22 protein-coding genes are annotated in these 22,198 nt (G+C 59.3%); 6 read left to right on the top strand and 16 right to left on the bottom strand.

Annotation, left to right across the window (positions count from 1 at the left end; genetic code table 11):
- Positions 1-156: 156 nt before the first annotated feature.
- The 6 genes from J2D73_RS15500 to J2D73_RS15475 all read right to left on the bottom strand — a co-directional run bounded on the left by J2D73_RS15500 (position 157) and on the right by J2D73_RS15475 (position 6,182).
- Entirely contained in the window at positions 157-504 is a 348-nt protein-coding gene (locus J2D73_RS15500) for a nucleoside triphosphate pyrophosphohydrolase family protein (RefSeq protein WP_207882712.1), read from the bottom strand.
- Positions 505-694: 190 nt separating this feature from the next.
- Positions 695-1,612 carry a polysaccharide deacetylase family protein gene (locus tag J2D73_RS15495; protein ID WP_207882710.1) on the bottom strand — a complete coding sequence of 306 codons (918 nt, stop codon included), beginning with the start codon at positions 1,610-1,612 and terminating at the stop codon, positions 695-697.
- Positions 1,609-3,153, bottom strand: a complete 1,545-nt coding sequence (locus J2D73_RS15490; protein WP_207882708.1) for an oligopeptide:H+ symporter — start codon at positions 3,151-3,153, stop codon at positions 1,609-1,611. The genes J2D73_RS15495 and J2D73_RS15490 overlap by 4 nt, the downstream gene beginning before the upstream one ends.
- A gap of 321 nt (positions 3,154-3,474) precedes the next feature.
- Positions 3,475-4,194, bottom strand: coding sequence for a glycoside hydrolase family 108 protein (locus tag J2D73_RS15485; RefSeq protein WP_207882706.1), 720 nt, complete (start codon positions 4,192-4,194; stop codon positions 3,475-3,477).
- A gap of 323 nt (positions 4,195-4,517) precedes the next feature.
- Positions 4,518-5,000, bottom strand: coding sequence for a Cys-tRNA(Pro) deacylase (gene ybaK / locus J2D73_RS15480; RefSeq protein ID WP_207882705.1), 483 nt, complete (start codon positions 4,998-5,000; stop codon positions 4,518-4,520).
- 369 nt (positions 5,001-5,369) lie between these two features.
- Positions 5,370-6,182 (bottom strand): AraC family transcriptional regulator, encoded by an 813-nt coding sequence (locus J2D73_RS15475; protein ID WP_207882703.1) that lies wholly within the window; start codon positions 6,180-6,182, stop codon positions 5,370-5,372.
- Positions 6,183-6,234: 52 nt separating this feature from the next.
- Between J2D73_RS15475 and J2D73_RS15470 the strand changes: the two genes are divergently transcribed.
- Together J2D73_RS15470 and J2D73_RS15465 are read left to right on the top strand one after the other, a co-directional pair.
- Entirely contained in the window at positions 6,235-7,170 is a 936-nt protein-coding gene (locus tag J2D73_RS15470) for an NAD(P)-dependent oxidoreductase (protein WP_243430000.1), read from the top strand.
- Positions 7,167-7,748 carry an NADPH-dependent FMN reductase gene (locus tag J2D73_RS15465; protein WP_341535104.1) on the top strand — a complete coding sequence of 194 codons (582 nt, stop codon included), beginning with the start codon at positions 7,167-7,169 and terminating at the stop codon, positions 7,746-7,748. Before J2D73_RS15470 ends, J2D73_RS15465 begins: the two co-directional genes overlap by 4 nt.
- Here J2D73_RS15465 and J2D73_RS15460 read toward each other — a convergent pair.
- The gene (locus tag J2D73_RS15460; RefSeq protein ID WP_207882701.1) at positions 7,696-8,100 is read right to left on the bottom strand and encodes a winged helix-turn-helix transcriptional regulator; all 405 of its coding nucleotides are present in this window, start codon (positions 8,098-8,100) and stop codon (positions 7,696-7,698) included. The two genes, J2D73_RS15465 and J2D73_RS15460, sit on opposite strands and share 53 nt — an antisense overlap.
- 146 nt (positions 8,101-8,246) lie before the next feature.
- Here J2D73_RS15460 and namA point away from each other — a divergent pair, with 146 nt between their 5' ends.
- A complete protein-coding gene (gene namA, locus J2D73_RS15455; RefSeq protein WP_207882699.1) occupies positions 8,247-9,323 on the top strand; it encodes an NADPH dehydrogenase NamA in 1,077 nt (358 codons plus the stop codon).
- 150 nt (positions 9,324-9,473) lie between these two features.
- On the opposite strand, the gene J2D73_RS15450 is transcribed toward namA, so the two are convergent.
- From J2D73_RS15450 to J2D73_RS15425, 6 genes are all read right to left on the bottom strand, one after another.
- Complete coding sequence (locus tag J2D73_RS15450) at positions 9,474-10,568, bottom strand: glycosyltransferase family 4 protein (protein WP_207882697.1); 1,095 nt, start codon at positions 10,566-10,568, stop codon at positions 9,474-9,476.
- A gap of 76 nt (positions 10,569-10,644) precedes the next feature.
- Entirely contained in the window at positions 10,645-11,430 is a 786-nt protein-coding gene (locus J2D73_RS15445) for a 3-hydroxybutyrate dehydrogenase (RefSeq protein WP_207882695.1), read from the bottom strand.
- 11 nt (positions 11,431-11,441) lie between these two features.
- Positions 11,442-12,812: a TIGR00366 family protein gene (locus J2D73_RS15440; protein ID WP_207882694.1), complete on the bottom strand. Its 1,371-nt coding sequence runs from the start codon at positions 12,810-12,812 to the stop codon at positions 11,442-11,444.
- 304 nt (positions 12,813-13,116) lie between these two features.
- Positions 13,117-13,950 carry a BKACE family enzyme gene (locus J2D73_RS15435; protein ID WP_207882692.1) on the bottom strand — a complete coding sequence of 278 codons (834 nt, stop codon included), beginning with the start codon at positions 13,948-13,950 and terminating at the stop codon, positions 13,117-13,119.
- A gap of 534 nt (positions 13,951-14,484) precedes the next feature.
- Positions 14,485-15,540 (bottom strand): NAD(P)-dependent alcohol dehydrogenase, encoded by a 1,056-nt coding sequence (locus tag J2D73_RS15430; RefSeq protein WP_207882691.1) that lies wholly within the window; start codon positions 15,538-15,540, stop codon positions 14,485-14,487.
- Between the two features lie 22 nt (positions 15,541-15,562).
- On the bottom strand, positions 15,563-16,621 hold the full coding sequence (locus tag J2D73_RS15425; protein ID WP_207882689.1) for an aldo/keto reductase: 1,059 nt from the start codon (positions 16,619-16,621) through the stop codon (positions 15,563-15,565).
- Between the two features lie 1,182 nt (positions 16,622-17,803).
- Here J2D73_RS15425 and J2D73_RS15420 point away from each other — a divergent pair.
- From J2D73_RS15420 to J2D73_RS15410, 3 genes are read left to right on the top strand one after another with little or no spacing between them, the layout of a single operon-like run.
- Positions 17,804-18,220, top strand: a complete 417-nt coding sequence (locus J2D73_RS15420; protein WP_207882687.1) for a helix-turn-helix transcriptional regulator — start codon at positions 17,804-17,806, stop codon at positions 18,218-18,220.
- The gene (locus J2D73_RS15415) at positions 18,217-18,801 is read left to right on the top strand and encodes a DUF1700 domain-containing protein (RefSeq protein ID WP_207882685.1); all 585 of its coding nucleotides are present in this window, start codon (positions 18,217-18,219) and stop codon (positions 18,799-18,801) included. Before J2D73_RS15420 ends, J2D73_RS15415 begins: the two co-directional genes overlap by 4 nt.
- A 19-nt stretch (positions 18,802-18,820) precedes the next feature.
- Complete coding sequence (locus J2D73_RS15410) at positions 18,821-19,570, top strand: GIN domain-containing protein (RefSeq protein WP_207882684.1); 750 nt, start codon at positions 18,821-18,823, stop codon at positions 19,568-19,570.
- 103 nt (positions 19,571-19,673) lie between these two features.
- Here J2D73_RS15410 and J2D73_RS15405 read toward each other — a convergent pair whose 3' ends face one another.
- The 3 genes from J2D73_RS15405 to J2D73_RS15395 form a co-directional block, all read right to left on the bottom strand.
- A complete protein-coding gene (locus J2D73_RS15405) occupies positions 19,674-20,084 on the bottom strand; it encodes a c-type cytochrome (protein ID WP_207882682.1) in 411 nt (136 codons plus the stop codon).
- Positions 20,085-20,086: 2 nt separating this feature from the next.
- Entirely contained in the window at positions 20,087-21,679 is a 1,593-nt protein-coding gene (locus J2D73_RS15400) for a flavin monoamine oxidase family protein (RefSeq protein ID WP_243429999.1), read from the bottom strand.
- 114 nt (positions 21,680-21,793) lie between these two features.
- A complete protein-coding gene (locus J2D73_RS15395; protein WP_207882680.1) occupies positions 21,794-22,198 on the bottom strand; it encodes a DUF3293 domain-containing protein in 405 nt (134 codons plus the stop codon).

Raw genomic sequence — 22,198 nt, 5'->3', positions numbered from 1 at the left:
CGCCCTCACGCCCTACGGTCGGGCGCAGGCTGTGTCCGATACAGGGTTCGTCAGGGTGTCCATACCGACTCATGCAGGGGCTTATGCCACTCAAGTCGCGTCGAGTCATCGAATCCTGCGTCAACGGCGAAAGGCGCGCGTACAGGTCGCCCGGCGCTAAGGCAGCTTGCTCGTCGCCACCCGCCATGGAGCCATGCGCCGGGCGCCTGTGCGTGTGGGCGAGCGGCTGAGGCGGAGGCTGAGTTCTCCCATTTCGATACGAGCGTGTAATTCGGTCCAGACCGTCTCCGGGTCGACGCCTGCAAGCCGCCATAGATGCAGCAACGATTCCAGAAACGCCGCGCTTTCCCGCACGACCCCTTGGGGGTCGCCTGCAATAGAGGCGATTGTGCATGCCGTTGCTGCCGCGCCGGTTTCACGCGCGACGACATCCCCGGACGCTTCCCCGGCGCCCAGCCGCGCCAGCGAAAGGCTTTTGACGGCGGAGGGCGACTTTTCTGTCATCGGACGATCATGATGAACGGGATGCGACCTCGTCAAATCTGTCACCGAGGGCGGTCTCCTGCTGCATTCGCCTGCTGATTCTGCGCATGTTGAATTTGGACGCCCATCTGAAACGCCCCGATGACGAAAAAGCCCCCGCATGGCTGGCATAACGCGCAAGCGTCGCGGACCGGTAGGAGGGGCGGGGGATTCACGGTCCGACTTCCGCTGCGTTGTCCCGGCACCACAGCGCGACCTGCTCATGGGTCGCGAACCAGACGTCTTCGCGGGCGCGGGCGGCTTCCAGCAATGCGGAGATCACGCCGACGCGGCTGCGATGTCCGCTGACATGCGGGTGGAGCGTCAGCAGGAAAAGGCCGCCTTCGTCGTAGGCTCCGTCGAACTCAGCCATGAAGATATCCAGCACATCGCGCGGCGCGGTGTATGGGCGCAGGGCCGAAAACCGGTCGAAATTGAAGTAGACGGCGTCGTCGCGGATCCATTCGGGCGGCAATTCGACAATGCCGGTGGCTTCTCCGTTCTGGAGAAGTTCGTAGGGGTCGTCGTCAGCCATCAGACTGCTGTCGTACAGAAGCCCCATTTGCCGGATGATGGAGAGGGTGTTGACCGAGAAATCCCAGCTTGCCGTGCGGATGCCGACTACCGGACGACGTCCGATATCCTGCAACACCGCTTGCGCGCGGGTTGTCAGCTCAAGCTCGGTTTCGCCGTCGAGATGCGTGTTGCGCTCATGAATCCACGAATGGATGCCGATCTCATGGCCATCCGCGACGACGCCCCGGACTTCGTCGGGGTAGAGCAGGGCGGAGACCGCGGGATAAAAGAATGTCGCAGGCACGGCGTGGCGTTGCAGCAGGTCCCGGATGCGTGGCACGCCACGTCGATGGCCGTAGTGACCCTGACTGATGCGCATGGGGCTTTCGTCGCTGTCGCGCAGCGGAATCGTGTCATGATCGGCGTCGAACGAGATGGCGAAAGCACAGCGCGCGCCATCGGGCCAGGCTTTCGGACGCAAGGAACGCCCGGCGCGTGCGCGCCCGACGGCGGCTCGCCAGTAGTTTTCCGGCCATTGCCATGGGGCGAGCTTATCGTTCGGGAGTTCGGTCATAGGGCTATGTCCATCATGTCCTGCTCTCGCCTGAGTGTTGTCGTCACTGGCTCTGCGCCACGCCACCGGGCGTCCATGCGCCGCGCAACGGGAATGAAAAGAGCCGACCCTAACGCGGCCAGTGACGCCAGCATGCACAGGTCGCCAAACAGGTGGGCGTACGCCATCGGCGCGGCGGCTCCGTCGCTCGCTCCTCCGACAGAGACGCCTGTAGCGACGACGCTGCCGAGATAACTCGTCAGCCCGGCCAGCACGGAAAAGCACCCCATCAACTGCCCTGTTGCGCCCGGGGGCGCATAGCGTGCGATTGCGGCCAGTCCGAGCGCTGCAATCAGTAGCTCGCCCGCTGAGAACAGGGCGTACCCCGCCACCATCCACCATGGTGAAATTGTCGCGTTGATGCTGGCGAGAGCGGCGGCGCGCCAGAGTTGAAACGAAAGCGCAAGGAAGATGAAGCCGCACAGGAAGCGGATCGGCAGGGAAATCGGTCGGTCACGACGCTCGGCGCGATGATAGAGCGCGGCCAGACCGGGCGCGATGGCGAGGATCCACAAATTGTTCAGGGATTGAAACTGTCCAGCCTGCAGCACACAGTTTACGCCCGCCACACGAATCGTAGTTGCGACATGGTCTCGGGCGAAACTGGTAAGTGATGTCGCGATCTGCTGGTTGAACAGGAAGAACAGGACCGCTTGCGCCTGTAATGCGAAGGACAGCCGCAGCCCTAGGCGCCAGGTGGGCGTCGCGCGATGGTACAGAAAACTCCAGACCAGCAGAATGGCGATCGCCGCGATCCAGATGCAGACCCGGGCCAGCGCCGGGTAATGCAGCAGGACAAAGGCGAGGCCGATTGCGGCGGCGCATGCAGGCCATACCCATGTGTCGCGTTTTCTCGCTGCCGCCACGGTGCGAGGAAGGGTCAGGGATACTGCGAAACCCAACCACAAGACGGCGGCTGCGATGGCGAAGCTCTTCCGCCACCCGATATGTTCGGCGAGGAACGGAATTGCGATAGCAGCGACGGTCGCGCCGATATTGATCGACATATAGTAGATGGTGAAGACGATATCGACGCGGTCCGAGGCGTCGCTGAAGGTCTGTCGCAACAGGCTGGCGACGTTGGGTTTGAAAATCCCGCCGCCCAGTATCAGCACGGCGAGCACAAGAGACACTCCCGCCGATCCGCCCAGGCCGCAGGAGAGACCGCTGTATCCGACGGCCAGCAACGCCATCGCGATCGTCACTGTCCGCCGCGTTCCGAGAACTCTGTCGCCCAGCCAGCCGCCCAGAACAGGAATGCCGAACATCAGGGCGCTGAATGCGCCCCATAGCATCACGGCTCCCTGTTCCGTCAGCCCCATGGTCTGCACGAAATACGCTATCGAAACGCTTTGTAGGCCGTAAAAACCAAAACGTTCGCAGATTTCCAGGCAGGCGATTTGCAGGAACGTGCGGTTGCGGGAATGCATCAGAAGAAGCGTGCGCTGGCGGGAGCGATGTGGACGCGCTGCAAGGCCCGCTCCGACCGAGGCAAGGGCCACCACCTGCTCCGAAGACTCTGCGCGTGCGTCGGACCATCCTGATGAATTATTGTAGTCGCCAACATACAAGGGGAAGTTTCAGGGCAGGAGGCAGCGAAACTCGCACTGCCAATCGCGTAGAAAACACTACTCGTCTGATATCGGCCTGACGCACCAGCGTTCCATGCAGCGCGCGAACGACGTTGCGACGAAAGGCGATAGCAGCGGGAGGCGAAGGTTCTCTGACGGCCATCGGGCATGGTCATTCTGTAGACGAAATGGAGGCGCGTGAAAACCTTTCGCCAAACAGGTTGATGCGCCCTTTTCTGTACGCCGCAGCAGTCAGCTTTCGAAAGACGCAGCCCCCCGGGCTGTCGCCGCCGAGACCATGGCCAGCGCAGTTTCAGTCCGTCGCCGCGTTCGCGCCAGCCAGCCTCGTCCGAAGCGCCGCAATCCGTCGCGGGAACGATATTCACGTTGCTGCATGCCGCCGAGGACCATCACGGTCACCATTTCTGCGCCGCCCGGCCGTGCGAGTGCGCGGCGCACTTCCGGGCCAATGCCGCTGCTGGGCGGAAGTCCAAGCCGCGCGTGCAACGCAGCCAAAGAGTCGGGATCGATCTGAGGCAAAAGGTCCGTGACGTCGATATGCGACACCGCGTCGAGGGTTTTTGGTCCGATGCGTCCATCCGCCACGGCGCCGACGATGCGCTGCAGCAGCGTCGCCGACGTGCTCACACCGCAATTCCAGCCAAAGTCGAACGTCATGAGATCGACGCCCGCAGGGAGCGCGGATCCAGCGAGCGGGTTCCAGTAGCGCGAGCGGGCGATGGCGTCGAAAGTCTTCAGGTCCAGCGCGCGCATGCTGTCCGCCGAAATCGCTGCGGGCGCGGACCATGCGGCCAGCGTCATTGCGGAGACGCCGTAATGGCTGCCGATCAGTGTGTCGCCCCGCCCCTTGTCACCGCGCAACCAGTTTCCGGGGTCTTTGGGATCGTCGCTGTATCCGCCTTCCGCCGTACGAACGAAATCGAGGCATGCGTCGAAATTCTGGGCGGTCAAGAAGCGTCTCCGGTGCTGGCGGCGAAAAGCCGCGACCGCGCACGAAACGTGCGGCGGTCGTCGGGACGTCATCTTACGTGTCTCTGGCGGCGAGGATCTGAGAGGAAACAAACGGGGGCGCCGCAGGGACGAGTTCCGGCGGTCTCATTCCTGAGCCGGCGCGGGGGATGGAAACCACACAGGGAGGGGCGGAGGAAAAGGTTTGCGGACAGTCCCGTCAGCGCCGTCTCGCGGCGCGTGAGTGGCAAGCAGTAATCTGAGGCGCAAAAATGCGCTTCCAGCATTGCGCACGATCTTCAGTCGGTGAGTTGACGTGCGGCTCTTCAGTTTAACGGCGCCAAAACGTCTCCGGGAACGCCATTCATGGCGGTCAGCGCATCCGCCGGAGTGAGTTTCACCTGCACGCCGCGAGCGCCTCCGTTCGTGACGATATAAGGCTGCTCCAGAGCTTCGCGCGCCAAAATTGTTGGCGTCGCCTTGCGGCGGCCGAAAGGACTGATCCCGCCGACCTTGAATCCGGTCACGCGCTCGGCGTCCGCAGGTTTCATCATTCTGGCGCTTTTCCCGCCTGCCGCGGTCGCAAGCTTTTTCATACTCAACTCGCGCGCCACGGGAATAACGACGCAGACAGCCGCGCCGTCAACCTCGGTCATCAGGGTTTTAAACACCCGGTCTTCCGGCTCGCCCATGGCGGCGGCGGCGTGGACTCCGAGCCGATCCGCCGATGGGTCGTAATCGTAAGACAGCGTTTCGAAAGGGATGTTACTGCGGCGCAAAAAGGCGGTAGCGGGCGTGGTCTTGCTCATATGGGAAGCCTACACCAGCGCCCCGTTCGGAGGTATCCCGCATGGCGCATGGCATCGTTCATTCGACTCGTCATGTGAGGATAATAATATTCACTGCGCGAGAGGAATGAAGGACGTGGCGACGCGCCTGTTCACTTATCCGCCGACCCAGCAAACCAGTGTCCGCAATTCGCTGGATGCTGGAGCCATGCTTGTTCGTGCCGACTCATGCAAGTGGTTCTTGGACGCTGTTTTGACGAGCATCTTGATCTGCGCGGATGGATGCATCCCGCGTGAACCTGCCCCAAAGGAACGCGAACTCGGCCCCACCGAGTAGACTGCGCAAGCCGCCCCAAGTCTGCAAAAGAAATCGACGCATCAACATCCGCCTTATGACGTCCGGTCGTGTCCGCCTCCCCGGAGTTTCGAATACTCCCGTGGGCTGCATCCGGTGATCGACCTGAAAGCGGCGCCGAACGCGCCGCTGCTTTCGTAGCCGACTTCAAGTGCTGCGTCAGTGACGCTGCGGCCACGCGCCAGCAACTCTTGCGCGGCCAGCACACGCAGACGCCGTCGCCATGTGGAGAAGGGCATGCCGGTCTCCGCCATGAAACGTCGCACGAACGATCTGGGTGACATTCCGGCGTCGCTCGCCCAGTCGGGCTGTTCACGTGGATCGGCAGGATTGTCGCTTAACAGATCGGCCACGCGTCCAAGACGCGGGTCCATCGGAAGCGGCAGCGACAGGGCCGCGTGCGGTAGTGAGCGGAATTCGTCCCAGAAACTCTCGGCCAAACGAAACAGCGGCTTATCCCAAATCATGCCGGAGGCATGGCGCGCAAGACGTTCCGCCTGCGCGCGCAGCAGCCGCGATCCCTGCGTCAGGAACGGTTCAGACGACAAAGTCTGGCTGCGGGCTTCGCTGATATACAGAAGCCAGCCGGTAATGGCGCCGTGGGAGCGCGCCTGATGCGGTAGTCCAGGTGGAAGCCACAGGCACTGGCCAGGACCGATCTGCCAGTAAGAGGGTTCGGTCCTGATGCCGATAACACCTTCATCAACCCCGAGAATTTGTCCGTATGCGTGTTCATGCCGCTCAGCCATACGGCGGGTCGTCTGGCTGAAATATCCACCGCTCAGCCACGGCGGCTCGCCGGTGGCAGAATCCGGCGTGAGGGGCGGTATGGGGAAGGTGGCGCACATGAGTCGAAATATGGCCTGCAGGCGTGAGCACGCCAAGCGTGGGAGGCTTACCATGAGCGAAGTGACCAAACCCCGCAGCGGGCAGCCTTCATGGAAGAGAAAGCAGATGAAAATCGGTTTCATAGGATTGGGAGCCATGGGCGTGGTGATGGCGGGCCGCCTGATCGACGCCGGGTATGATCTTGTCGTGCACAACCGCACGCGCGCCAAAGCCGACGCGCTTGTCGCGCGTGGCGCCGTCTATGCAGAAACTCCAGCAGATGTCGCGCGGGATGCGGACGTTGTCTTCTCCATGCTGTTTGATGACGCGTCGACTCAGGACGCCGCCTTCGGTGACAACGGAATCGCTACGACGCTCCGGTCTGGAGCCATCCACGTGTGTTGCAGCACCCTCTCGCTTGCGCAGGCGCGCCGCCTGCGTGACGGGCACGCCGAACGCGGACAGGCTTATGTCAGCGCCAATGTTCTCGGGCGCCCGCCCGCTGCGGAGGCGGGGCAACTGTATGTGATCGCCGCAGGAGCCGAAGGAGATGTGGAGCGGCTCGGGCCTGTGCTGAAATGCTTCGGTCCTCATCTTTTCGTTGTGGGGACAGATCCCGTGCAGGCGAACCTCGTTAAGCTCTCCCTGAATTTCATGATCTATTCGACCATAGAACAGATGTCAGAGGTCTTTGCCCTGAACGAAAAGGCCGGAACCGACCCGCGCAAGATATTCGATATTATGACGGGAAGTTTCTACAATGCCCCGGTTCACAAGAGTTACGGAAGCTTGATGGTCGATAAAAATTACGACGAGCCCGGTGCGCCGGTCACGCTGGGGCTCAAGGACGTAAAGATGTTCATGGACGCCGGCGGCGAATATGCCGTGCCTCTGCCTTATGCGTCGGTCGTACGCGACAGATTGCTGAGCGCGGTAAGCGCGGGAGACGGCGAACGGGATTTCGTGGTGTTGTTCGAGCGCGCGCGGCAGGAAAGCGGCCTGAAGTGAAGGCGCCGCAACGCAAGCGCGAACCCATTTTGCTAGTCATGGGAAGCGTGCGGTCTGGAAGGCGCTGCCCGGAGATCGCGGAATGGATCGCGACGATCGGGCGAGTTGCGACTGGCGCGGAGGTCGAGCTTGTCGATCTGCGCGACTGGCATCTGCCCATGGATGACGAACCACTCATTCCTGCGCTAGGCGATTACATCCAGGAACACTCACTGGCCTGGTCTCAAAAAGTCGCTAATGCGTCAGCATGCGTGTTCGTTACGCCTCAGTATAACTGGGGCTATCCGGCGGCGCTGAAAAACGCGATCGACCATTGCTATAAGGAATGGCGTGGAAAGCCGATGCTTGCCGTCACTTATGGAGGGCGCGGGGGCGGAAAATGTGGTGCGCAATTGCTTCAGGTCGCTGAAGGTTTGAAGATGCGCGCCATAACGCCTTTCCCGGAGCTGCGCCTCTCGGAAGAAGTCATCCGGGGCGGCGTTCTGGATGTAGAGCGTGAGTTCGGCTCCTGCCGAGACGCAGTGGTCATGGGGTTCGAGGCGCTTCTGGAGGCGATATGGGACCCGGAGAGTCAGTGACGAGGTGAGGTTCCTGAAACGGGTGTCTTTCGATCCAAGCGTAACCCCAGTCGCTCAGGCTAATCAGGATAGGTTCGAGGCTGCGCCCCTCATCAGTCAGTGAGTATTCAACCTTTGGCGGCACCACAGGGAAAACCTCACGACAAATGAGGCCGTCGTGTTCAAGTTCTCGCAGTTGATTGACGACGAGTCTGGGCGATGCGCCCTTCGCCAAACGACTGAGTTCGTTGAAGCGCATTTTTCCATCAAGAAGATGAAAAAGGAAAACTCCCTTCCACCGACCGCCTATTACGTTCAGCGCAGCTTCGAGCGAGCAACCTGGAATCGTGCTCCATCTTTGCCTTTTCTTCATCGTCTACTCACTTCCACCGTCGGCGCTATACTTTTATATAGTATATGACTTTTTTTGCCGTATTTTCAATTCTGATAATGCCATTTACCTTCCCGATCGACATTCACCGCGTCGTCTCAGGCTCGCCTGTTCGAAAGTAAGATCTGATGAAATTATTTGATTCAATAACGATCCGTAATCTCACTTTGCGAAATCGTATCGCCATGTCCCCGATGTGCATGCATTCGGGGCTGCCGGGCGGCTTTGTAAGTGACTTTCACCTCGTGCATTACGGCGCTCGCGCATTGGGCGGCGCAGCGCTTGTCTTTCCGGAGACGCTTGCCATTTTGGAAAATGGCATGATTGGACCGGGCGACCTCGGAATTTGGTCAGATGAACATGTGCTTGGCCTGATGCGTCTTGTTAGTGTGATTCACAAGATGGGCGCTTACGCCGGCGCACAGCTTGGTCATGCGGGACGTATGCTCGGGATTGATGGTCTTTCATCTGTTGCGCCGTCGGCTATCCCATTCGACGATGGGTTCACAACACCGAACCCGCTTGGCGAAGAAGAAATTTTGAGCGTCATTGAAGCTTTCAGGATAGCCGCCGGTCGCGCGAGAGACGCAGACTTCGATGTTCTCGAGATTCATACCGCTCACGGTTATCTTTTGAACGAGTTCTTATCTCCTCTTGCGAATAGACGAAACGATCGGTGGGGAGGCAATCATGAAAATCGCTACCGTATTCTACGACACATTATCGATGCCGTCCGCACCGAGTGGCCGGGGCCTCTTTTTGTTAGAATTTCATCCACAGATTATATGAAGGGGGGCAACACCCCGGACGATTTCCTGATCTACGGGCAGTGGATGAAGGAGCAGGGCGTCGATCTTATCGATTGTTCATCTGGCGGGATCGCTCCAGTGTCTGTAAAAAGTTATCCCGGCTATCAGGTTCCGGCGGCTACACTTCTCCGGGACAAACTAAATATCATGACGGGCGCGGTCGGTCTTATCGATTCGGCCGGGTTGGCGGAAGATATCGTTCAAAATGAGCGTGCTGACATCGTGTTGATAGGCCGAGGAATGCTGCGAGATCCGTTCTGGGTGCGCTCGGCGGCGGATGAGTTGCGTACAACCGTTCCTGTCCCTGCTCAATACACACGCTATGGATCCTGGTGGCTGGACAACCAACCCAAACCCGTTCCCGCGCCAATGAACGAAACGGAAGGAAAATATTGAAAGCACGCTGTGGCGCTTTTTTTGCGCGATACCTGACGTGCTCCAAACTATATGAGAAGCAGGACTCGCTATTTCCGACGCAAGTATGCTGCACTGGCGAACGGGATATCGCTCCACCGTAACAAGGGGGAGTCGTAACGTCTACTCCGCTCAGAGCCGCGTCGTAGCGCCGCCCCTCTGCAGCCTCTCCAACAACTCCCGCCCGGTCCGCGTAAACGCCTCCGCCGAATAGCGCGACAACACCACGTCGCGCGCCCTCTCGCCCATCTTTGCCAGCTCTTCTGGTGTGCTCAACGCCCGGCGCAAGACCGCCGCGAGCGCGTCCGGAGCTTCAGGCGGCGTATGCCAGCCGGTGACGCCGTCCTGAATCGAATACGTCATTTCGCCAGCCTTGGAGCCAATAACAGGAAGCGCTGCCTGCATGGCTTCATGCGCGCCAATGCAGAATCCCTCCCATCGTGAAGGTTGGAGATAAAGGTGCAGTCCACTCAGGAACGCGCCTGTGTCCGCAGTGAAGCCGGGCAGCCGCACGCGTTCGCCCAGTCCATGCTGCGCGATCAGGCCCTCCAGTTCGGCGCGCTGGGGCCCTTCCCCGGCGATGGTCAGATCAAATGGGGGCAGGGTCTCCAGCGGCAGGCTTGCGATGGCGGCGATCAACTCGGCATAACCCTTTACAGGGTGCAGGCGGCCCAAAGATCCCAGCTTCACTGGCTCGCCGGATCTCCGCGGTATGGCGCACGGGGCATTTGGATTAGCGCGAAAGATCGGCCAGCAGGCGAGGCGCTCCGGCGGAATGTGCAGGCTGGCGCGCGCGGCTTCTGTCACGAATTGCGAATCTCCCACCCACAGGCAGGACAGCGATCGTGTGGCGCGCAGCAGGGCGCGGTTGGCTGGTTTCAGGCGCGCGGAATGCTGCCAGCTTGCGACGGGCAGACCCATGCGCCGTCCGACCAGCTGCCCCAGCAGGGTCGCGCGGGTCAGGGAGGTCCACAGATGGGTTGGCCGCCACGCCTGTAATTCGCCCCCAAGCCAACGATAGGCGCCGAGGTGATCGCGCAAACCGGCGCCGCAGGCCCGGACGTCGAGGCCCGCAGCTCGCATAGGCGGTTCGCCCAGACCGTCTTTCCGCGCCAGAGCAAAGACCGCGACCTCGTGTCCGGCGTCCCTGAATACATCGGTGACAGCAGGGACAGGGAAGGCGGCGCCACCGCCTTCGAGAGAATTGATCACGTAGGCGATGCGCAAGCGGCGTTCTCCCAACCGAAAGGTTGCGCCGCCTTCCTGCCTCGTCCCTGCGAGAAGTCAAGGTTACACCGGACGCTTAGCGTGCGGTGTAACCGCCGTCGATCATTTGGTTTGCGCCGGTGATCTGCTCGGCTTCATCCCTGCAAAGAAACGTCGCCATCGCTGCAACCTGCTCGGCCGTGACGAACTGCCCTGTCGGTTGGGCCGCCAGAAGTATGTCCCTGATCACCTGTTCGCGCGTCATGTTGCGCGCCTTCATCGTGTCGGGAATCTGGTTTTCGACCAGCGGCGTCCAGACATAACCGGGCGAAATCGCGTTGACGGTGATTCCTGTCCCGGCCGTCTCCAGCGCCGCTGTTTTCACCAGGCCGAGCAGTCCATGCTTCGCTGCGACGTAAGCGGACTTAAAAGGGGACGCGACCTGCGAGTGTATCGACGCTGTGACGATGATCCGTCCCCAGCCGGAAGCGCGCATCAGGGGGATCGCCGTTTGCATCAGATGAAAGGGCGAACTGAGATTGAGCGCGATGATCTGCTCCCATTTTTCAGCGGGAAACGTGTCGATCGCCTCGACATGCTGTACGCCCGCATTGGCGATCAGGATGTCGAGGCCGCCCGCCTGCTCACATGCTGCGTGAACCAGCGCTCTATTGGACTCCATCAGGCTCAGGTCGGCGGGTATAAAAAATGCTTCCTGACCGGATGCGTCCGAAAGAGCGCGCCTCTGTGTCTCGATGTCCGCCGGGTCGCCGAAGCCGGTCATCACAAGCACGGCGCCTTCTGCGGCCAGAGCACGAGCATAAGCCAGCCCTATCCCTGACGTCGATCCGGTAACAAGAGCCACGCGGTTTTTGAGAAACATCGTGTGCTCCTTCAACCTAAAGCCAAAACGGAAACACAGCAGATAACAAGGGAGATCATGAACGTCACCGCCGTGAACGCCATGACACGCTGTATCCCGATACCCGCGATGGCCACGATCGGGACGGCCCAGAACGGTTGAAGCATGTTGGCTACGTTTTCGGCGATCGCCACAGCCATAATCACATGTGGCGCCGAGGCGTGCAGACTCATCGCCGCAGGCACGACGAAAGGCCCCTGCACCGCCCAGTGGCCGCCCGCGCTGGGGACGAGGAACGTGATGATCAACGAGCTTATGAAGCTCCAGAAAGGCAATGTCTGAGCCGACGCGATGTGTACGAAGAAATCAGAGATGACCCCCGCAAGCCCCGTCGCTGTCATGATTCCCATGATTCCGCCGTAGAACGGGAATTGCAGCAGAATCGGTCCAGTCTGTGAGATCGCCTCTCTTACGGCGCCGACATAGGCGATCGGCGTTTTTTGCAAGACGAGCCCAGCGATCAGAAAGCTGAGGATCAGACTTTCGATATCGAAACCGAATCCGTGATCCCGCCATCTGAGGACGAGCGCCGCGAATGCGAAGGCGGCGATCAGGGCGGACAAGATGAACGAGCGCTCCACGGCGAGGCGGGGCGACCAAGCGGTTGGCGCCTCTTGCGAGGCCGTTAGTCGTTCTTCATCGACGTTCAGGAACACCGATTGCTCGGTCGCGGGGCGTATGAGGGGAAACGCCAAGCCTGACACGATGATCGTCAAAATTGTTGGAACCAGTGTGAATGCTGAGAAGAGAGAGGCGCTGAGCGGAGTAACCTGTCCGGTAAGCTGCTCGACGATGTTCATGGGGTTTCCATGCGTCGCCTGCGACAGGGCGATGGAGCTGGAAAGGCCGCTGTTGCACATCCACCACGCGGAATATCCGCAGGCGACAAGCCATCCGTAATCCACCCGCACGCGCCGTCCGATTTCACGAGCCACGAACGCGCCTACGACCAGCCCAAGGCCCCAGTTGAGCCAGGTCGCGGGAACGACCAGGGCATACATAGTGAATACCGCCTGTCCCGGCGTGTTGACGCCAGCGACCAGTCGGCGAAGCAATCTTCTGACCGCAGGCGCTGCGGCGACGGCATGTCCCGTGACGAGGATCAGCATCATCTGGAACGCGAAGGCGACGATCTTGAAGGAGCCGCCGTACCACGCGTTCAGAATATCAGTCGGGGTGCGATGCGGAGCAAGCGCCCCGGCGAGGATCGCAGTCACGAATGTCAGAAGCAACGCAATCACGAACGGATCGGGCATAAAGCGTTCGAAGAAGACCACGAAGAAATCGACGAGCGCACCCTGGAGCGAATTTCGGGCTGCAGATTTGGTTGAGTTTTTGGTCATATGGTATCTCTCAGGCGAAATACGCGGGTGTATCCGAGCGTGTCATGTGCATTGTGTTTGGTTGGGCTGTCATTATTCTCTTGTCCCGTGTTTCTATTGAACAATAAAAGCCCTGCAATGATCTGAAGAGTTGTACATTGGTGAGGCGGTTGACATTGGAAGCACAAGCGCAACTGTCATTTGAAACTCATCATCGCTGGGCACGCCCGGCAATCCGTCCCCAGGCGAATTCGGTGCGCGTGGAGCCATCTCAGATAAGTGAACAATATTTGCGGAGGTTACTGCGAGAGGGAGATGGTGGCTTTTATTGAGGCGCCCGAAGCCCGAGTATCTGCCGCGCCTCTGCTGGCGTGGCAGGACGGCGCCCATGTGCGGCGAGCCGTTCGACCGCTATCTGCACGAGTTCAACGTTGCCCTTGGCAAGTCTGTCACGTGTTACGCGAATATTATCTTCCAGACCGGTGCGCACACCGTCGCAGTCACGGGCCAGAACCCAATCCATGACCGTTGTTTGGTAACGCCCGATTCCCGCCGCCGTCCATGTTGCCTCAGGGAGAATACGTCTTGTTTCTGCAAGAAGGATGTCGAGCAGATGTTCGTCGGCTGGCATGGCGTTCTTTACGCCAAGCACGAACTGCACATGCGGTTTCGGCCCCATCAACCCGGCGTCCACAAGGCGACGTGCGCCGTGTATGTGAGACAGGTCGAAGATTTCGATCTCCGGGCTGACATGATGATCTTTCATGCTGGCGGCGAGAGTGTCGACGAGGGCGGCGCCGTTTTCGTAAACGATGGTCGGAAAATTTACCGAGCCGGTCGACAGCGAGGCCATATCCGGTCGCAGCGGTAAAGAACTCCCCCGAGCGTCGGCGTCGCGCCCGCGGCCTCCGGTGGAAAACTGGATGATCATGCCGGGGCAATGTCTGGAGACGCCCTCCTGAACAGCCTGAAACAGCGCCGGGTCGGATGACGGACTTTCGTCGGCGTTGCGAACGTGGATGTGCACGAGTGATGCGCCGGCTTCAAAGGCTTCGTGTGTTGATTCGATTTGCTGCGTCGGAGTCACAGGCAGTGTCGGATTATCCGAGGTGCGCGGCACCGAACCGGTGATGGCGACGGCGACAACAGCTGGACGCATAAGACTCACCCTGACTTTTCCGACGCCTCTCTTCGGAGGCTTGAGTGGCGTGTGAGCCACTGGCTTAATTCGGTTCGCACCCATTTTGTGCGAACAGCGCACTTATGGGCGCTGAACGAATACTATCAAGCGCCGGTTTCGTCGCGCAGGCAAGTCGCTTTTCCATACTCCCGTGCTTGTGATTGCGATCGAGGCGCAGTCAATGGCGACGCTGGGTCCGTTGGAGGGAGCAGTGGGCGCTATCGAAGTGGTTGTGCTGTGTGGCCGTTTGAAATAGCGGCTGTACGTTTGTCGACAGGTACAACGACTTCATTAGGCCGAACTTTCGCTCTCCCTTTTAAAGCAAAGCGAAAAAATTTCGATTTTTGATAAGTCCGTAAACTGAATTTCGGATTTGAATTTTGTTTTTCAAATTTTAAATACATACATTAAAACAATATATTTTCGTTCTAAAATGTGTGGTCCGCTCGAACTGTCTGAATCTCGGTTGGAGCCCGTTTCTTGCAAAACGGGCTCCAACCGAAAGAAGAAACCTCAGACGCTGGCAGGCATGGACGTCATGTCGATCACGAAGCGATACTTCACATCCGATTTCAGCATGCGCTCATAAGCCGCCTCGATCTCATCCATGCGAATCATCTCGATGTCGGACGTGATGCCATGCTCACCGCAGAAGTCGAGCATTTCCTGAGTCTCCGCGATCCCTCCGATCAGCGATCCGGCGAAGGTGCGGCGCTTCATGATCAGGCTGAACACCGAGACCGGCAGCGGCTCCTCGGGCGCTCCGACCTGAACCAGCACGCCGTCGCGTTTGAGTAGCCCGAGATATTCGTTGATGTCGTGTTTAGCCGAGACTGCGTCGAGTATGAAGTCGAAGCGTCCGCTCTCCTTGGCCATCGCATCCGGGTCTTTCGAGAGAACGACCTCATGCGCGCCGAGCCGCAGCCCGTCCTCGATTTTGCTGGCCGACGTGGTGAACAACACGACTTCCGCGCCCAGCGCGCGGGCGAATTTCACGCCCATATGGCCAAGTCCGCCCAGTCCGACAATGCCGACGCGCTGTCCGGGACCGACATTCCACTTGCGCAAGGGTGACCAGGTGGTGATGCCTGCGCAGAGCAATGGCGCCACGGCGGCGGGGTCGAGCGAAGTTGGCGCACGCAGCACGAAAGCCTGATCAACCACGACGGCGCTGGAGTATCCGCCAAAAGTGATCCCGCGCCCCTGCCGGTCTTCGCCGTTATAGGTGCCGACGAAACCGACTTCGCAGTACTGTTCCAGCCCCTCTTTACAGCTTGTGCATTCCCGACATGAATCGACCATGCAGCCGACCCCGACGAAATCACCCTTCTTGAAGCGCGTGACGGAGGAGCCAACCTCGGCCACGTGCCCTACGATTTCGTGCCCAGGAACGCATGGGTAGATGGTGTTCTTCCATTCGTTGCGAGCCTGATGGAGATCCGAGTGACAGACGCCGCAATAGGTGATGTCGATACGGACATCGTCCGGTCCCACATCTCTTCGTTCAAACGCGATGGGGGCGAGCGGTGCCTTCGCTGCGGTGGCGGCGTATCCGACGCATGAGAGCATGTCTTGTTTCCTTGTAGTGCGGTTACGATTTTGTCGAAGAATCGTCTGGAGTCATCCATGGCGCGCGATACGCCGCCTGACGCTCGATCATCCAGCCGGGATATTCCGGGGGCAGCGCGCTTGCGGCGTCGAGCGTCACCAGATTGTCAGCGGTCAAGCGCACCTCGGTCGCGGAGATGTTGTCGAGAAGCTGGTCCGGCCTGCGGGCGCCGACGATCACGCTGGTCACGACAGGCTGGTGAAGCAGCCACGCGATTGCTACCTGCGCCACGCTGCACCCATGCTCCTCGGCTATGGGGCGCATGGCGTCGATCGCGGCGAAGGCGCGATCTCGATCGACCGGCGGGAAATCGAACGTTGCGCGGCGCCCGTCGCCAGCGACCGACGTGCCGTCGCGATGATATTTGCCCGAGAGCAGCCCACCGGCCAAGGGGCTCCACACCATCAGGCCGACCTGCTCCGATTGCAGCATGGGACGTAGTTCCCGCTCCAGATCGCGCCCGGCGATAGTGTAATAAGCTTGCAGACTATGCAGCGGCGTCAGATTTTTACGTTCGGCGATTCCCAAAGCCTTGGCGATGCGCCACGCGGGCCAGTTGGAGACGCCGACATAGCGGACGTCCCCGCTGCGGACGAGCGTGTCCAGAGCCGCCAGCGTCTCGTCGATCGGCGTGATGGGGTCGACGCCATGAATCTGGTAGAGATCCACGTGGTCGAGTTGCAGCCGTTTCAGGCTCGCCCGCGCTTGCGCGAGGATGTGCGCTCGCGACGCCCCGCGAGCGTTCGGGCCGCTGCCCATAGGCGCCAGCGCCTTTGTCGCCACCACGACGTCGTCACGCGCCACGCCGAGATTGCGTAACGCCTGTCCGGTGATCTGCTCCGACTGACCTTGTGAATAAACATTGGCCGTATCGACAAAATTGACGCCAGCGTCGAGCGCCACGCGCAACAGCGAGTCAGCTTCCTGCTGCTGCAGATCGCCGATCGGAGCCCAGCGATCTCCGACGCCGCCGAATGTCATCGTGCCGAGGCACAGTTCGGACACCAGTAGGCCGGTGCGGCCCAATGGGTGATATCTCATGTCTCGCTCCTGTCATTCAGGACGTGTAAGGCCCAAGCGTCAGCGCCAGTTTGAAGCTGAAACGCCGACGTCTCGTCCCCTGTGGGGGAAAATTAATTGTTTAGAGCGCGCGAAATAGATTCGGGTTCGACCGAATACGGATCGAAAACGGTCGCGTTCTGCGAGTTAATGAAAGGCGCGGTCGCTTCATGGCTTGGCGCCTCCTTCCACTATAGCACGGTTCGCCGGTGTGAAAAGGTCGTCGGTCACGAGGTGGGTAGACGCGTTTGGATCACGGATGGATTGCGTGATGGAGCGGAGAATATCACGAGGGTTTTCGTGGTAATCACCTTTATTACAGGAAATTTTACTTTCTCATTCAGTTTCTCGCTGAATTTTTTGAGACCCGATGATGTGCTGTCTCGGTCCTTTTGCGGGGGCGATTACGTAGATCATTGCCTGTTCGTACTGCGTGGCGGGAAGAATCAGGTTGTTGCGCCTGTTTTACCCTCCTCATCAGCAAATAGAATTTAGCGCGCTTAAAATAGTTGATATGGACGACTTCTCCTCACATTGAGGCGCCAGGCGGCGCCTGCTTTTGAGGTTCCAATGAATCTTAGGTGATAGAAGCGCCGGGGCGCTGAATTGGTCCTCGCAAAGCATTGAATCGGTTTCGCGACGAGGCTTCATTTCGGGGCGCAGCATCCAGCGAGAGCCGATGTGTGCCTGCTGCCTGACGCGAGGTGGTCCGCGCTGGCTGCTTCCATGGGGGAGCTTCGACAAGCCTGCTGTTGAGTTCGGTCAGGCAAAAGGGGCGCGCCGACGCTCTGTCGCGGTGGCAGTGGGCTTGTCGCCGCGACGACTTGACGTTCGGAGTTTGTGAGCCGGGTTTAATGGATCGTCAGGCGTCATCTTGAGTGGCTGATGCCTCGTCACTAGGATATCAGATCGGGAAAACTATATAAGTTATTGTTTTGCATAGAATTTTTATTCCGATAAGCAATTCTTCCGGCAGGTTTGAAATAATGGGTCGACGTTATTCGTTTGAACAGACTTGGGTGCAGTGAAGGAGAGTAGGCGACGGCACGGAAAATTTTTTGGTAGGTACCTTGCAATGCAAGGAACGTGTGTATAGTCAGTATTAACGGCGCTGAGACGTTTGCAGTGCGTCCTTGCCGAGCAGGTCTGAAAAATGGAAATCGCGTGGAACCGAATCTCACTCAGTTCAAGAAAGGCGTGCTGGAGCTATGCGTTCTCGCCGTGCTCGCTCGCGCCGATTCCTACGGCTACGACATCGCCAGCCAACTTGCCGATGCGATCGGCATGGGAGAAGGAACGGTCTATCCCCTGATGCGTCGGATGCAGAAAGAGGCTCTTGTTTCTACGTATTTCGTTGAATCTCCGTCCGGACCGCCACGCAAGTATTACGCTCTGACTGATCTGGGACGAAGGAGTCTGGAGGCGCAGCGCGGCGCCTGGGAGAGTTTTTCTTCTGCCGTATCGCATGTGCTTTCGCCGGAGCGTAACGAGGGCGCGGCACGCCCGGATACGCAGGCGTCGGGCGCAAGCGTTCCCACGCATTTGACTGTGCACAAAGCGACTGAGAAGCCAGGAACATGAGCGAAAACAGTTTTGTAAAAGGGTTGTTTCTCAGTCGGATGCGGGCGGGCCTGAAAGGCATGCCGCGTTCAGTCATTGAAGAAACGATCAATGATTACGCGGCGCATTTCGACGCAGGCGTTGCCAACGGGCGCTCTGAAGAAGACATCGCGCAAGGTCTGGGCGACCCTTCGCGTCTCGCCCGGGAAATCCGGGCTGAGGATGGCGTCCGGCGCTGGCACGACGAGCGCACGTTTTACGCCGCCATGCGCGCAGTATTTGGTATGATCGGCCTGTTGGCGGTCGACGTTTTTCTTGTTTTGCCCTTGCTGTTCATAGTTGGAGTTTTTCTTTTCGTGGTAATCGTCGTCGGCGTGACGTTCAGCGTCGTCGGGGCGATCCTGACGCCTTTGGGCGTCATGGGCGTCGGCGCATTCGTGAACGTCGACTGGCTACAAGGTGTCCTGATCGGGCTTGGCATGCTCTGCGCCGGAGTCGCTCTTTGCGCGCTCGGGCTTCTTATTTCGATCGTAGCCATGAATATGCTCGTCAGTTATGGACGCGCGCATTACCGCACAATCGCCGCTCCTTCCGAAATCTGAAATTAAGGGAACCTCCGCCATGGTTCGAGGTCTTGTCATAGTCATCGCTTCCGCGGCTGCATTGTCGGCGCTGTGTTTCGGCCTTGCTGATTTGCGCGGTCCGCTTGAACTCAATTTCGCCGACGCGTCGGACGACGCGCACGTTCCAGTGCAAACCAAGGCTTTTCCATGGAAAGGAGGGCCGTTCCTGTCCTTCGATCTTCCTGGAGAGATTATCGTCACGCAAGGAGAAACGCCCAGCGTTGTTGCCACCGGATCAAAAAATCTGGTCGACAGTCTGTCTATGGATGGAGATATTCTCAAGATGGAAAGGAAAAACATATCCTGGCCACTCGGACGCCATGGGTCTCGCCTGCGTGTAACCGTGACGGCGCCCGCATTGACACATGTCGTGATGAATGGTTTCGGTTCCGTGAACTTCCGCGACTATCAGCAGAAAGAACTGGAAGTGGAGCTGAATGGCGCAGGAAGTTTGACTGGAACCGGAAAGGTTGCGGACCTGACTCTGAAGCTGTCGGGGGCTGGGTCCGCGAAATTCACGCAGATGATCGTCGCCAATATGGACGTATCGGTGAGTGGGGCTGGTTCGGTGAAGGCGGGCCCAACTGGCGTGGTGAACGTTTCTATCAGCGGCGCGGGTTCCGTGAGCTTGACCAGCCAGCCGCAGAGCCTCAGCAAGCAAATTAGCGGCGTCGGTTCAGTCAGCGTGATGGGCGGAGCAGCTTCTTCTGGCGATGGCAAAGACAACGACGATAAAGTTTCTCTATGAAATTGTTATAAATACTGCAGTAAAATCCTCGCGACGATGTCATTCCACCGCTCGCGAGGATTTTCCCCGCAGGCAATTTTCGGTGAAACGCGCTCGGCGAACTTCAGTGATCGTCTACCTGGACCGGGCCGGCCATTTGTTTCACCAGCTCAGGCGTAGCCTTGTCGCGATATTGATTGCCAAAGTTTGTCCGCACGTAATTCACGACGGACGTTATTTCGTCTGGCGTCAACTGACCGTTGAACCACGGCATGCCGCCGCGTCCATTCAGGACGGTGACGAGGGTCCACGGCAGGCTCGCCAGATGCTGGTTGGCGTAAAGAGCAGGCACGGTCGCAGAGCCTGTCCCGCCCTTTCCGTCGGCCATGTGACAGGCCTGACAAACATGACGGTAAATTTCTGCGCCGGAATGCGCTGACGGCGCCTGCCCACCAGCGCCGCCGGGGGAGTCGGCGAAGGCTTGCGTCGCAACAGTTGCGCTCAGGATGAGAAAGGACGGAATCCACAGACGCATCTTTAAATCTCCTGTGCGCGTTTGTGGAGTCGCTCTATGGCGTCGAGCGATGACAACAAGGCGCCTTCTTGCCATCCGGCCAGATATGACGCGTGATCGCCCGCCAAAACAATTTTTCCATCCATGGAGACAAGGTTCGCGTAATGCGCAGCCCGGGCTGCTTCGCTCCACCGCGCGCGACATCCAATGATCCAGGGAACGCGGCTCCAGGCGACGGAGACGCCGCCGAGAAATTCTTTCCTGTACTGCGGATGGATTTTCTCGCCCTGCGATAGCGCCAATTCCAGCCTTTGGTCCGGCGTCATGCCCGCGATGTCGTATCCCGCCATGCCCATGGAAAACGCCCCGAGAAGAACGGCGGGTCCGGGCGAAAACATGCGGTCGTTTGGATATGAGATCAGGGAAATTTCCTGATCTGTAAAACTGATGCCGCCGTATATATTCTCGTCTTCCTCCCAGAAACGCCTCTTGAATTCCAGCCCGATCTTGCAGTGAGAGGCATAAGGCACGGCCTGAATGGCCGCTTTCTTCGCGGGCGCCACCTGAATATCGATTTGCGAGAGGACCGGCAGCGGAAGTGCGCAAACGCACCAGTCCGCCGTCGTTTTTGTTGTCTCCCGCGTAGTGGTGTTCACGCTCGTGACGACGACGCCCGTGTCGTCCTGAGAGATCCGGGTAATTTTTCTATTGAGAATGACTTTGCCGCCGACATGCCTTGCGAATGCGCGGCTGATTGCATCCATCCCGCCGACGGGCTGAAACATGGTCGGCTGCATTTCATACTGTGTGAAAAAGCTCATCGATCGCCAGACAGTAGGATCGAGAACGTCCTTGAACGGCAAAAGATCTGAGGGAACAGGCGCGCCGCTGACGCCGCCGCCGGGTGGCCGGTCATAACCGCGATGTGCCGAAGTGTGAACGCTTTTGCGGTAAGACAGCGTCTCGTCAAGCACGCCCCATCCCCGCAACGCCTCGATAAGCCGTTCCCGATCCTCATGCGAAACCTTGTGATCGAGCGCCCCCTCGTTTGTGGCTTTGGCGAGAAGTTCCGAGACATTGCCGATCAGATCGAGCGACGCGGCTTTGAAGCGCTGCGGCTTGCCGTCAAAGGCGTCGCTGCTGTGCAGCCATGTGTTGGTGTTGAACTGAACAAACGGCTCCAGAGGAACACCGAATTCCCGGCAATAGTGCAGCAGGGCTCTGTGGTGGTGGGGAATGCGCCACGGTCCGGGGTTGAAGTAATTGTTATTGCTGAAAGACACTTTCTGGGAAGCGCCGCCCAGTTCGGTGTAGGTGTCGCCGTTGCGAAGCGTCCAGTTACGACCTCCGATGCGATTTTGATATTCAAGAACGGTGACGTCGTATCCAGCTTTGCCAAGTTCGTATGCGGCGACCAGCCCCGCAAGACCCGCTCCGAGGACGACGACGCGGCTTCGTTCTTTCGCGGGCGAGAGGGTCAGAGGCTTCTCAAACCGGGATTCTTCGGCGTGCCCCAGAGCCGTCATGGCGTGATAAAGGGCCGCGGCTCCCGCACTCACGCCGATGGAGGTCAGAATCTGGCGGCGTGTTGGAGCGTGCCGGGAAGGAAAAGACATGGGATGGCCTGCGTCGAATATCTATTTCGAAATCAGAACCAGTTTAATAATTTATCCTGGCGATACAATATCTGGCGACGATACATTGTGATCGCTGTTGCCCAGACCCAAGCGTCAGACGTTTGACATGGGCGCCAAAAAAACGAGACGTGTCCTTCGCCCCATTTTGACCAGAACCACCGCATTCTGACGAAACATGCGCGCGAGCCGCATTCCGCGAGCCAGAGGCGCGTCTACAGCGAAGAGCGGCTCCGACCATCCGCCCAGACGGCCTTCGCCTGTTGCCGTCGGCATTCCATGCAGGGCTTCCTCCAGCCGCTCCATCATTCGCCGATTCCAGCCATCAGGGCGTCGGCGCCCGCCGGGATTGCATGCGCTGAGCAGGATCGCTGCGTTCGCGCCCTCGATCATGTTCCGGCGAGCGATGCGTCCTACCCGGACGCTCACGCCACCAGCCGAATAGACGCTCAGGCGGTAGGAACGCAGGATTGCGGGTGTGATCGGACGCACGCCAGACAT

This window comes from Acetobacter sacchari, from assembly GCF_017377715.1.
Taxonomy (GTDB): domain Bacteria; phylum Pseudomonadota; class Alphaproteobacteria; order Acetobacterales; family Acetobacteraceae; genus Acetobacter; species Acetobacter sacchari.
The sequence above is the reverse complement of the archived record's forward strand: the minus strand, read 5'-3'. Positions and strand labels throughout refer to the sequence as shown.

Coding starts and splice junctions, on each gene's coding strand:
- J2D73_RS15500 (WP_207882712.1), bottom strand. CDS start 504: ATGACAGAAAAGTCGCCCTCCGCCGTCAAAAGCCTTTCGCTGGCGCGG.
- J2D73_RS15495 (WP_207882710.1), bottom strand. CDS start 1,612: ATGACCGAACTCCCGAACGATAAGCTCGCCCCATGGCAATGGCCGGAA.
- ybaK (WP_207882705.1), bottom strand. CDS start 5,000: ATGAGCAAGACCACGCCCGCTACCGCCTTTTTGCGCCGCAGTAACATC.
- J2D73_RS15475 (WP_207882703.1), bottom strand. CDS start 6,182: ATGTGCGCCACCTTCCCCATACCGCCCCTCACGCCGGATTCTGCCACC.
- J2D73_RS15470 (WP_243430000.1), top strand. CDS start 6,235: ATGAGCGAAGTGACCAAACCCCGCAGCGGGCAGCCTTCATGGAAGAGA.
- J2D73_RS15460 (WP_207882701.1), bottom strand. CDS start 8,100: ATGAAGAAAAGGCAAAGATGGAGCACGATTCCAGGTTGCTCGCTCGAA.
- namA (WP_207882699.1), top strand. CDS start 8,247: ATGAAATTATTTGATTCAATAACGATCCGTAATCTCACTTTGCGAAAT.
- J2D73_RS15445 (WP_207882695.1), bottom strand. CDS start 11,430: ATGTTTCTCAAAAACCGCGTGGCTCTTGTTACCGGATCGACGTCAGGG.
- J2D73_RS15440 (WP_207882694.1), bottom strand. CDS start 12,812: ATGACCAAAAACTCAACCAAATCTGCAGCCCGAAATTCGCTCCAGGGT.
- J2D73_RS15435 (WP_207882692.1), bottom strand. CDS start 13,950: ATGCGTCCAGCTGTTGTCGCCGTCGCCATCACCGGTTCGGTGCCGCGC.
- J2D73_RS15430 (WP_207882691.1), bottom strand. CDS start 15,540: ATGCTCTCATGCGTCGGATACGCCGCCACCGCAGCGAAGGCACCGCTC.
- J2D73_RS15425 (WP_207882689.1), bottom strand. CDS start 16,621: ATGAGATATCACCCATTGGGCCGCACCGGCCTACTGGTGTCCGAACTG.
- J2D73_RS15415 (WP_207882685.1), top strand. CDS start 18,217: ATGAGCGAAAACAGTTTTGTAAAAGGGTTGTTTCTCAGTCGGATGCGG.
- J2D73_RS15410 (WP_207882684.1), top strand. CDS start 18,821: ATGGTTCGAGGTCTTGTCATAGTCATCGCTTCCGCGGCTGCATTGTCG.
- J2D73_RS15405 (WP_207882682.1), bottom strand. CDS start 20,084: ATGCGTCTGTGGATTCCGTCCTTTCTCATCCTGAGCGCAACTGTTGCG.
- J2D73_RS15400 (WP_243429999.1), bottom strand. CDS start 21,679: ATGTCTTTTCCTTCCCGGCACGCTCCAACACGCCGCCAGATTCTGACC.
- J2D73_RS15395 (WP_207882680.1), bottom strand. CDS start 22,198: ATGTCTGGCGTGCGTCCGATCACACCCGCAATCCTGCGTTCCTACCGC.